Annotated in this window: 8 protein-coding genes; 3 read left to right on the top strand and 5 right to left on the bottom strand. The window is 71.7% G+C overall.

Going from position 1 to position 10,613, the window contains the following annotated elements:
* Window positions 1-272 precede the first annotated feature (272 nt).
* Window positions 273-1,322, top strand: a complete 1,050-nt coding sequence (locus AB0K67_RS39030) for an AI-2E family transporter (protein WP_364070258.1) — start codon at window positions 273-275, stop codon at window positions 1,320-1,322.
* 4 nt (window positions 1,323-1,326) lie between these two features.
* On the opposite strand, the gene AB0K67_RS39025 is transcribed toward AB0K67_RS39030, so the two are convergent.
* The 4 genes from AB0K67_RS39025 to AB0K67_RS39010 form a co-directional block, all read right to left on the bottom strand.
* Window positions 1,327-2,544 (bottom strand): helix-turn-helix domain-containing protein, encoded by a 1,218-nt coding sequence (locus AB0K67_RS39025; RefSeq protein ID WP_364070255.1) that lies wholly within the window; start codon window positions 2,542-2,544, stop codon window positions 1,327-1,329.
* A 35-nt stretch (window positions 2,545-2,579) separates the two neighbouring features.
* Entirely contained in the window at window positions 2,580-3,440 is an 861-nt protein-coding gene (locus tag AB0K67_RS39020; RefSeq protein ID WP_364070252.1) for a hypothetical protein, read from the bottom strand.
* A gap of 156 nt (window positions 3,441-3,596) precedes the next feature.
* Window positions 3,597-5,369, bottom strand: a complete 1,773-nt coding sequence (locus tag AB0K67_RS39015) for a hypothetical protein (protein ID WP_364070249.1) — start codon at window positions 5,367-5,369, stop codon at window positions 3,597-3,599.
* Window positions 5,366-6,427, bottom strand: coding sequence for a MoxR family ATPase (locus AB0K67_RS39010; protein ID WP_364070246.1), 1,062 nt, complete (start codon window positions 6,425-6,427; stop codon window positions 5,366-5,368). Before AB0K67_RS39010 ends, AB0K67_RS39015 begins: the two co-directional genes overlap by 4 nt.
* 251 nt (window positions 6,428-6,678) lie before the next feature.
* On the opposite strand from AB0K67_RS39010, the gene erm reads away from it, so the two are divergent.
* Window positions 6,679-7,503, top strand: coding sequence for an ErmE/ErmH/ErmO/ErmR family 23S rRNA (adenine(2058)-N(6))-methyltransferase (gene erm, locus AB0K67_RS39005; RefSeq protein WP_364070244.1), 825 nt, complete (start codon window positions 6,679-6,681; stop codon window positions 7,501-7,503).
* Here erm and AB0K67_RS39000 read toward each other — a convergent pair.
* Window positions 7,498-8,907 (bottom strand): hypothetical protein, encoded by a 1,410-nt coding sequence (locus AB0K67_RS39000; protein ID WP_364070241.1) that lies wholly within the window; start codon window positions 8,905-8,907, stop codon window positions 7,498-7,500. The two genes, erm and AB0K67_RS39000, sit on opposite strands and share 6 nt — an antisense overlap.
* Before the next feature lie 128 nt (window positions 8,908-9,035).
* Here AB0K67_RS39000 and AB0K67_RS38995 point away from each other — a divergent pair, with 128 nt between their 5' ends.
* Window positions 9,036-10,613 (top strand): molybdopterin-dependent oxidoreductase, encoded by a 1,578-nt coding sequence (locus tag AB0K67_RS38995; RefSeq protein WP_364070238.1) that lies wholly within the window; start codon window positions 9,036-9,038, stop codon window positions 10,611-10,613.

The raw sequence follows: 10,613 nt of genomic DNA, 5'->3' as shown, positions 1-10,613 counted from the left end.
ATCTTTTCAGCCGCCCCGAGCCCTGTCAAATTGACCCGACTCGAACGACTTGCCAAGAATTAAGCCGCGTCCCCTTTCGGAGACAACCCCTCTAAGTTACCAGCCGTTCCGAGTGCACGCGCACGTGTCACCGGAGTGGTGATCTCTTAGGAGGTGGTCCCCGAGTGAGTCCGGCGATCACCGCCGTTCCCTTGGGACTGGTGAACTCTATGTACGCCTCCCGGAACCGTCAAATCGGCGGTGCGCCCCTGCGTCACGGGTAAGTACGGGGCGTGCTTGATCAATCCGTGCCCCGGGCGGTGATCATCCTGGTCGGCCTGGCCGCCGGGGTGATCGTGCTCTTCGGCATCCGCGAGGTCTCCTCCATCGCCGGCCCCGTGGTGCTGGCGCTCGTGCTCGTCATCGCGGTCTCCCCGGTACGCGGCTGGCTGGCCCGCCGGCACGCCCCGACCTGGCTCCAGGTCGCCGTGCCCTTCGCCATCGTCGTCCTGATACTGCTCGCCATGGTCGGCATCGTCACCATCTCGGCCACCCAGCTCGCCTACCTGCTGCCCGCGTACACCGACCAGTTCCAGCAGCTCGTGGCCGACGCTCAGCGCTGGGCCTCGGAGCACGGCGTGGGGACCGACGTGCTGAACAGGGCGTTGCAGGCGTTCGACCCCGGCAGGGTGCTGGAGCTGGTGCAGGTCCTGCTCGGCAGCCTGATCGGCGTGCTGTCGGCGCTCTTCCTCATCGTGGTGCTGCTGCTGGCGATGTCGCTCGACGCTCCGGTCACCTCGAAAGTGCTCACCGCGGGCGAGGGAAACCGGCCGCACATGGTGACGGCGCTGGCCACGTTCGCGCACAAGACCCGGCGTTATCTGATCGTCTCCACCGTCTTCGGGTTGATCAACGCGATTCTCGACATGATCGCACTGTCATTGTTGGACGTGCCGCTGCCGCTGCTGTGGGGCGTGCTGGCGCTGATCGCCAATTACATCCCCAACATCGGTTTCGTGATCAGTCTGCTGCCGCCGGCCATGCTCGCCCTGCTGGACGGCGGGGTGCGGACGATGCTGCTGGTCATCGGCGCGTACATCGTCATCAACGTCGTCACGCAGTCGTTCATTCTGCCGAAATTCCTGGGCGACGCCGTTGGGCTTTCCACGACGATGACGTTCATCTCGCTGATCGTGTGGACTTTCGTGCTCGGGCCGCTCGGTGCGATTCTCGCCATTCCGCTGAGCCTGCTGACACGGGCGTTGCTGATCGACAGCGACCCGAGCGCGACATGGGTGCAGGGGCTCGTTTCCGGAAAACGGCCGGTGTCGGGGAAGAAGTGAGGGCCTAAAGAAGGCCCCTCATCGGTCCGCCGCTCAGCCGCCGCACGTCGTTGGCCATGTGGGCCTGGTCGGTGTAGCCGGCCGTGGCGGCGACCTGGGCCAGCGGCAGGCCGGCGCGGGCCAGGCGGAGCGCGTGCTGGAAGCGGACGATGCGCTGGAGCGTCTTGGGCGAATAGCCGAACGCCGCCACGCTGCGGCGGCGTAGCTGGCGCTCGCTGAAGCCGAGCGACCAGGCGACCTCGCTGACCGCCTTCCCCTGGCGCAGCCCTTCCGCGATGGCGGGAGCGGCCGGGTCCAGATCCTGGCCTGCGTGCCCGCAATCGGGATCGAGCAGGCGGCGCTGGACGGCCGCACGCAGGGCTTGCAGCCGCGCCTGTGCGGTGTCGATGGGGCCGTCGGTCAGCTCGCGAATGAAGGCGTGACCGCCTGGCAGGTCCGCCAGCGGTACGCGGCTGTCGAGCAGGTCGGCGAGCGGTACGCCGAAGAACGCGCCGACCGCGCCCGGCCTGAACCGCACCCCGATGAGGATCTCGCCCGTCCCGATGGTGGCCGGTATGGGCCCGGTGTCAGGGCCCGCCACGAACGGCCCGTCGTCGCCCCAGATCAGATCGACGCAGGCATCGGGCACCACGAGCACGGTCTCGGCTTCCGTGCCCTCCCCTGCTCCGGCTGGGCCTTGTGCGCCGAACCGATCCGCGGCTCTCGTGGCGTCCTGTGCACGGGACTGTTCTCCTGTTTCCCCTGCTGCCCGTGCGCCGGACTGCGCGCGGCCCACGCGCTCGCCCTCTCGGGAGGGGGACGCCTGCCGAACTGACCGGCCTGCGACAGCCGCAACCGCCTGCCGAGCGTCACCGACCGCCGCCGCGCTCACCCCTCGCCGCGCGTCCCCGCCCGCCGCGCCCACCTCTCGCCACGCGTCGCCGCCCGCAAGTGCCAGGACGGCCGAGCCAACGCCCTCCGCCGCGCGGGCCGGGGAGGAAACGCCGGAGGAAGCGGAAGTGCCGAGAGCCAGGGCATCATGCGCGAAGGCGTCGGAGGCGTCGGAGGCGTCGGAGACGTCGGAGACGTCGGAGACGACGAGGTCAGAGGACGAAACGCCGCAGGCGACGGGGCCAGAGGCCGGAGCGCCGGAGGCGGCGGCATCCAGCGTGTCGCTGGTGCGGAGCCACTCGCAGGCGAGGCGCCCCGCGAGGCCCGGTGACGGCGGCCGTTCGGCGTACATGCCTCCAACGTACGCCGCCCCTCCGACAGATCGCCTTACGGCAGATCGGCCAGCCTCCCGTACGCCTGCAGCGTCCTGAGCCGCTGGACGGTGATGTAACCGCCCCACTCATGCTCGACCAGCGGCGTCCACATCGGCCAGTTCGCCCCCCAGCCGCCTTCTTCTGACTGGGCGGCGAGCAGCGCGTCGAGGTGGGCGTCCAGCAGGTCTTGGGGGAAGAGCGGCAGCGGCGACGGGCGGGGCGCGAAGTCGAGCGGGTGGTGGACGTGGCCGGGCGCGGACAGGTCGTAGGTGACGGTGCCGAGGAGGGTGTCGCGCAGCCGGTCGAACTCGGCAAGCGCGCGTTCCCGGTCGGGGACGTGGCTCAGGAAGGCCAGCACGGCCATGGCGTCGTACGGACCGGGCTCTTTGAGGTCGGCGAGCCGCGCCCAGCAGAACGCGGTGGCCCCGTCCAGCCACGGATGCGTGATGCCGTGTTTGTGCAGCAGTCCCGCGATCGGCGCGGTGGGCACGAGGGCGCCGGGCGGGTCGTCGTCCGTCTGCCACCAGGGGGCGTGCGGCGCGTCGCGGACAGTCGGCAGCACCCAGGGCACCCCGCCGTCGGGCGTGGTCACGGAGGCGAGGTAGTCGCAGGCGGCGGGCACCATCGGCGAGTCGAAGGCGTCCAGCTCGTCCAGGATCCACAGTGCCACCTCGACGGGTTCCGGCTGGCTGGCCGCCCCGCGCAGGTCGGGTTCGAGCGCGTGGCCGAAGCCGCCGTCGGGGTTCTGGTAGGCGCGCAGTGCGTGCAGCACCGGCTCGCGCGGGCCGCCTCGGAAGAGCGCCTGGAAGCGCAGCCTGTCGATGAGGCGTCCGTGGTGCAGCAGGTAGTGCTCGGCACGGTCGAGTACGTCCATGAGGGCCTCCTGTCGTGGACCTCCGACGCTAACGGGGCCGCCCGGCCGTGCGCTTGTGACAATCGGCCGCGTGGAGCGACGGCCTGCCGCACCTGCGCGCCGTCCCCTGCTGGGAGGTGCTGGCCGTCAAGCGCCGGCCCGTCGTCTGTCACGGCGTCACTTGAGGTGGAAGACAGGCCCGCGCGGGCGGAAGGGCAGTGAGGCGCCCTGCGGGATGAGGAAGGCGTGCTCGCGCCGGATGCGCAGCACGTCGCACTGCCCGTCGGTGATCAGCAGGATGGGCCCGTCGGGTGGGAAGTCGTCGGCGCGTTCGAGCAGCCTGACGCCGGGCTGCAGGACGGTGCCGCCCCGGCCGCGCACCCTGACCTTGGAGGCGATCTCCTCGACGGGCAGGTAGCCGGCGTCGTAGGCGGCCGCGTCGCAGAACACCACGCGAGCCCGGGGCACGTCGCGGGCCGCGGCGTAGGAGGCGATGGCGCCGAGTGCCTTGCCGAGCAGCTTGACGTCCATGGAGCCCGAGGTGTCGAGCACCACCCCGAACGTGGTCTTGCGCACGATCTCCTCTGGCCTGATCCGGCCGGGACGCGGGATGTGCGGGGTGGCGGCCTGCCTGCGGGAGGCGCGGGCGTAGGTGCGGCGCCGCTCCTCGGGCTGGAAGTGCTCGTCGAACCAGCGGGCGAGGCGGGCGTCCCACGGCAGCGGCGGCTGGTCGAGGGCGCGGATCTCCTGTTCGAGCCCGGCGGGCAGCAGGCCCCTGCCGCTGGACTGGTGGTAGGCGAGGCCGGTGGTCAGGGCGTTGCGGTAGTACTCGTCGAGATCGACGTAGCCGCCGGCGGGGCGGCGGGGCGGGTGGTCGAGCACGTCGCCGAGGCCGCGCCCGCGCAGCGTGCCGAGCTTCCTGAGGCGGCGCAGGTCGGTGGCGATGCGGTCGTAGACGGCCTCGGCGGACATGCCGGTGAGCGACTGGTCGTACAGCAGGCCTTCCGGCATCTCGCCGACTCCCATCTCGACCAGCCAGCCGTTGATGACGTAGTCGCAGGCGACGTTCCACAGGTACGCGTCGCGCATACCGGCGCGTTCGCCGTGGCGGAGCGCGGCGTGCAGCATCTCGTGTGCCAGCACGAAGCGCCAGCCCTGCTCGGTCTGCTTGCTGAGCGGGTTGATGTAGATCTCCCCCGCCTCGGCGCTGACGGCGGCGATCGAGATGTCCCGGTCGCGGGCGAGGTCGGCGTCGGAGACGATCGTCATGCCCGCGGCCAGCGCGCCGAGCAGCGGGTACGACGACACGAACCAGCGCAGCGCCGCATCCCACGGCCCTTTCACGTGGCCTTGCGCGGGGGTGCGCGGCTCGCCCGCCGCATCCAGCGCGGCCGTGGCGGCGTCGGCGATGCCGATGGCGAACGAGCGCTGGAAGTCGAGGAGGTCGGCCAGCTCGGCGGTGCCGATGCGGAAGTCGGGCGCGCCCAGGGGGCGGTAGGCGTCGGGCACGCTGGTGCGCCGCCACAGCTCCGACAGCGCCACCTCGTCGTGCGGTGGCAGCTCGGCGGGCAACGGCGCGGGGCAGCGGCCGATCTTGAGGGTGCGCAGGAAGCGCTCGACGGCCAGGCAGCAGGCCGCGTGGTACGCCGGGCCGGGCAGGTCGTCGTCGATGTCCTTCGGCGCGCACGAGCGCGGGTCGGCGTGGCCGAAGCCGAGGTGGAGCAGGAGGTGGGCGAACACCCACGCCCATTCCTCGGCGGGGGCGCGGCGTTTGGCGTGGAAGTGCACGTGGCCGCGGGCGTTGACGTACGCCCAGGTGTCGGCGCCCAGGTCGCCGTCTTCGTACAGGCGGCTGGAGAAGACGCGGAACAGCGGCAGCCTGGTGACGGTCTCCCAGCCCTTGAGCGCCTCGGCGCGCCAGGGGTCGGCCTTGGCCTTGCGCCGGCTCATGAGCGGGCGGCCATCAGGCGGGGCACGTCCCTGCCGACCTCGACGAGGAACCAGGTGGGCAGCACGGGCGTGCCGTCGGCGTCGTTGGCGATGACGAGCTGGGCGCACTCCAGGGAGATCTCGGCCAGCTCGACCAGCAGCGTCTTGGCGCGGAAGCCGAGGTCGCGGCCCCGGCTCGAGGCGCCGCGCTTGTCGGCGGGCAGCTCTTTGATCAGGCGGGCGCGGAACGCCTCGGCGAGGAAGTACAGCAGGTCGCGTTCCTCCGGCCGGCGCGGCCACGGCGCGTCGCCCTTGAGCACGGCTTCGAGGTCGTAGGCGTGCCGCACGGTCTTGACGTAGGCGCGGAAGGCGGAGGCGTGGGCGTTGCTGAGGGTGCCGAAGGCGAGCACGCCGAGGGTCTCGTCGGAGATGTCGTCGCCGTACGAGAGCAGCACGTCGGACAGCATGTGCCAGGCGCGCGGCGAGGAGAACGGCTCCTCGGTCTTCGGCGGCGGGCTCCACAGGTGGTCGGGCCGCTGGGTGAGGTAGTCGATGATCCACGGGTGGATGCCGTTGGCGGCGGCCCACTTCAGCCAGTCGTCGGAGGAGGCCCGCAGGTGGACGTGGACCAGCCGGTTGATCAGCGCGGAGGCCATGGGCCTGGCCAGTGCGTTGTCGGTGGCGCGATTGCCCGCGCCGATCACGACGGAGCCGGCGGGCAGCTCGTACGTGCCGATGCGGCGGTCGAGGATCAGCGAGTAGAACGCCTTCTGCACCTCGGGAGAGGCGGCGTTGAGCTCGTCGAGGAACAGGCAGTAGGGCTCGGGCCTGGCGATCGTCTCGGGCGGGGCGAACCTGCTGCGCCCGCCGACCAGCTCGGGCACGCCGATGAGGTCTTCGGGGGCGAGCTGGGTGCCGAGCAGCGTCACACAGTCGAGGCCGAGCGAATCGGCGAACTCGCGTACCAGGGAGCTCTTACCGATGCCGGGCGCGCCCCAGAGGAAGACGGGACGGACCACGGCGACGTGCAGCAGCAGCTCGGGGAGCTGTGCCGGGGTGACCGTGATCGTCGCCTGCATGTCTCCAGATTGTCCGATCTGATCGTCGCGCGCGACGCAATAAATGCTTTGCCCGCCCGGAGCGCCGCCTCCTACAGTGGCCGCCATGTCGAGCATGTGCTGCTGCCCGGTGTTCATCCGCATCCGCCACAGCCGGCCTCTGGCCCGCTAGCGGATGCGATGAGCTGACGACGAGAGGCTGAGCGTCCGCAGGCGCGCCCGGGGCCGTTCGAGAGACCTGTTCATCTCGAGGCCCAGGAAAGGGCAGTGCTGTGGCGCAGAACTTCGCGCACGGGAATCATTCACACACTCAGAAGAAGATCAGGAACGCCGGTGGCGGTCGCACGCCCGTCGATCGGGCGCGGCGCACGCTGTCGCAGAACTTCCTCGTCGACCGGCATGCCGTGCACCTGGTGGTCAAGGCCGCCGCGCCCGAGGGGCTGGTGCTTGAGCCGGGCCCGGGGACGGGGGTGCTGACGTTCGCGCTGGCCGCGGCGGGCGCGCGGGTGATCGGCTACGAGCTGGACCCGAGGCTGGCCGGTGCGCTGGCGGCGCGGACCCGCGACGATGCGCGCATCCAGGTGGTGAGGGGCGACTTCGCGCGGGCGCGGCCGCCTGGCGAGCCGTTCGCGGTCGTGGGGAACATCCCGTACTCGGCGACGTCGCGGATCGTGGACTGGTGCCTGCGTGCGCCCGGACTGACCTCGGCGACGCTGCTCACCCAGCGGGAGTACGCGCGCAAGCGCACCGGCGACTACGGCCGCTGGAGCCTGGTCACGGTGCGGTCGTGGCCGTGGTTCGACTGGCGGCTCGGCGACACGATCGGCAGGGAGAGCTTCCGCCCGGTGCCGTCGGTGGACTCGGCGATCCTGCGCATCGAGCGCAGGCCGCAGCCGCTGGTCACCGGCCGCCGCTCGTACCAGGAGCTGGTGGAGCGGGGTTTCGGCGGGGTGGGCGGCTCGGTGCGCGCCTCGCTGAAGCCGCACTACGCCGGTGTGGACGCCGCGCTCGCGGCGGCCGGCGTGGCCCGCGACGCCGTCGTGGGCCACGTGCACCCCGACCAGTGGGTCACGCTGTGGCGGCGGCTGTGCCTATGAGGCGGCCGGCGACGCCGGAGACGCCGGCGAGCCGACCTTAGTGCCGCCCTTAAGAGGGCGGGCGAGCCCTGGGACCTTCGCGACGCGGCGGCCCCAGGGCATCGCCAGCAGCAGGATCGGCAGCATCACGATCGAGGCCCGCGACCAGTACGTGTGCAGCAGCCACCAGGTCTGCGCATCGAACTGGGTCATGTAGAGGTAGCCGTAGGCCGACCAGAACGACGTGGTCAGGATGGCCGCCCAGGCGAACCTGGTGGGCCTGGCGACCAGGAACGGCATGAACCACAGCAGGTACTGGGCACCGAGCCGGGGCGTCATGACCATGAAGATGAGCAGGATGGCCGTGGTCATGTCGATCGGGTCGGCCCGCCGCCACAGCAGGATGACGACCAGGACGCTGACGTAGATCAGGTTGGTGCCGAACGAGGCCAGCTCGGGCCGCAGGTCCCAGCTTCCGCCGGTGAACCACGGCGTCCAGCCCCATTCGCCGACGATGGGCCGGATGTCGCGGATGGTGTCGATGACGGCCGGGATCTGGCTGAGCGACGTGCCGGCGAAGATCGGCAGCGTCACCAGGAAGAAGACCGGCACGAGCCCGGTGGTGAACAGCCCCATGACGCGGGCGCGCAGGTTGGGCAGGAGCAGCAGCATGCCGGGGATCAGCCAGATGGGCCAGCTCTTGGCACACAGCGCGAGACCCATGAGCAGGCCGGCCAGCGCACCCCGGCGCAGGTGGGCGCGGTCGTCGGGGCCGGGGATCAGCGGACGGTGCAGCATGCCGCCGCGGCCGATCACGCGCGGGATGGAGCCGCGCACGCCGTAGGCGCTGATGCCCTGCCGCACCCTGGCGACGACGTCGGTGACCATGCCGGGCCTGTCGGGGTCGCCGGGGCCGCGCGCCACCACGAACGCGGCCACGCCGAACACCAGCGCGACCGGCTCGACCTGGCCGTGCACGGAGGCGACGAGCAGGGCGAGCGGGTTGAGCGCGTACTGGAAGGCGCGCAGCGACGCCTTGGGGCCGCCGGCGAGCTTGCCGACCAGCGGGATGAGCACGATGTCGGCGACCACGGTGACCAGGCGGCCGGCGTACTCCCACGGGATGCCGAGCCACAGCAGGATGCCGTAGACGTAGGGGATGGTCGGCAGGAAGTGCCAGCCGCCGTTGCTGGCCAGCACCGGGTCCTCGCCGCGCAGGACGGCCTCGCCCGCGGGCTTGAAGCTGTTGACGAAGTCGATCGGCTGCCATGTGCCGATGGCCGCGACGTACATGATGAGCACGCGCACGGCGATGCCGACCGTGAGCGAGACCCAGAGCGGCGGGCGCCAGCCTCGCCACTGCGCGACGAGAGCGAGGATGACACCGGCGGCGAGGACGATCCCCGTGAGAGCTGCGTAATCCATGGCGCGGTCTAGCCTGCCGCATGCCGGGACGTGCTGCCACTCGGCATGGGCGAGCGCTGCCGATTCTTATCCCCGACATGCCGACACGTATCCGCATACGCCGTCACTCTCTGTGTTGAACTTTTTCCATGGGGGGATCGCAGGTCAACCAGGCACTGGTCAGGCTCTATTTCGAGGTACGGGACGGGGTGCGCGACCCGGTCGCGGCCTGGGCGAAACTCACAGGAAACTCTCAGCTCTACCACCGCGCCCGGGGTGAGCGGCGGGTGCCGCTGGACGACGCCACGGCGGCGGAGATGGCCGCCGCCGCGATCGTGGACACGGCGGCCAGGCACGGGGCCGAGCGGGTGGCGGCCCTTGCGACCTCGCCGCTGTCGCGGCTGGTGGGCGCGATGGGGGGCGCGGTGCTGACCGAGCATCCGTGCGCGCCCGAGCAGGTACTGGGGCCCTGGTTCGCCGGTCCCGGCGCCGACGACTGGGCGCGGCAGGCGTACGTGCTGCTGTGGGGCGAGAACAACCGGATGGCGCGTACGGCGGACACGCCGTGGGTGATCGCCGGGCGGTACAAGGGGCAGAAGGTGGTGGCGATCGGCACACACCCGACCCGGCTGTCGGACGAGACGCTGGTGGTGCGGCCGGGCACGGACGGCGCGCTGGCGATGGCCATGGGGCATGTGCTGCTCAAGGAGTTCTACCTGGACCGCTCGCCGTTCGCCGGGCACGCGATGGAGCGTACGGACCTGCCGTCGCTGGTGCGGCTGCGGGAGCGGGAGGGCGCGTACGTGCCGGGCGGGCTGACGGGCGAGGTGTGCGACCGGCTGACCGTGTACGGCGGGCAGGCGGCCGAGGTGCTGCTGCCGCGCTTCGACGACGGCACGGGGGTGCTGCGGCGCGGCGTGCCGGTGCTGCGTGACGGTGGCGAGCCGGTGACGACGGTGTTCGACCTGCTGCTCGCGGTGTACGGGGTGCCGCGTCCCGGGCTGCCGGGTGTGTGGCCGGGCGGGTACGAGGACCGGGCGGAGCCGTACACGCCGGCGTGGCAGGAGGCGTACACGGGGGTGGCGGCGTCGCGGGCGTTGAAGACGGCGCGGGAGCTGGGGGTGACGGCGGAGAAGACCGGCGGCCGGTGCGTGATCGTGCCGGGCCGGCTGGAGACGCCGCATGCGGACACCGCGTACCGGGCGATGCTGGCGCTGCTGGTGCTGACCGGATGCGGCGGCGGGTGGGCGCAGGCGGGCGGCGCGGGCATCCCGCTGGTGCCGTACCTGTGCCTGCACGCGTGCGGCGAGGACCGCGCCGATGTCGGGGCGCTGAGCTGGGCGCTGGCCGAGGGACTGTTCGCGCGCAGGACGTCGCGGTCGGTGCTGCTGGAGGCGGTGGAGTGCGGATGGCCGATGGCGCCGCCGCCGCTGGTGCTGGCGCTGCCGCGGCCGATCTACCCGCTGCCGCCGGACGTGGACCTGCTGATCGGGCCCGACGACCACTGCGATCTGACGCCGCCGGACCCTGAGCTGCTGGCCGAGGCCGTGACCAGGCTGGCCGGCCGCCCGGCGAGGACGGAGCCGGGCGAGCGGCCGCGGCCGGGCCGGATGCGGCTGATGGTGGACCACGCCTGGATGCACGAGTACGGCGAGGCGCTGCCCACCTACCGGCCGCCCGGCCTCGGCATCCCGCTCAAGCCGACGCAGCTCGTCAGGGTCACCTGA

Source organism: Nonomuraea sp. NPDC052634, assembly GCF_040678535.1.
Taxonomy (GTDB): Bacteria; Actinomycetota; Actinomycetes; order Streptosporangiales; family Streptosporangiaceae; genus Nonomuraea; species Nonomuraea fastidiosa.
The sequence above is the reverse complement of the archived record's forward strand: the minus strand, read 5'-3'. Positions and strand labels throughout refer to the sequence as shown.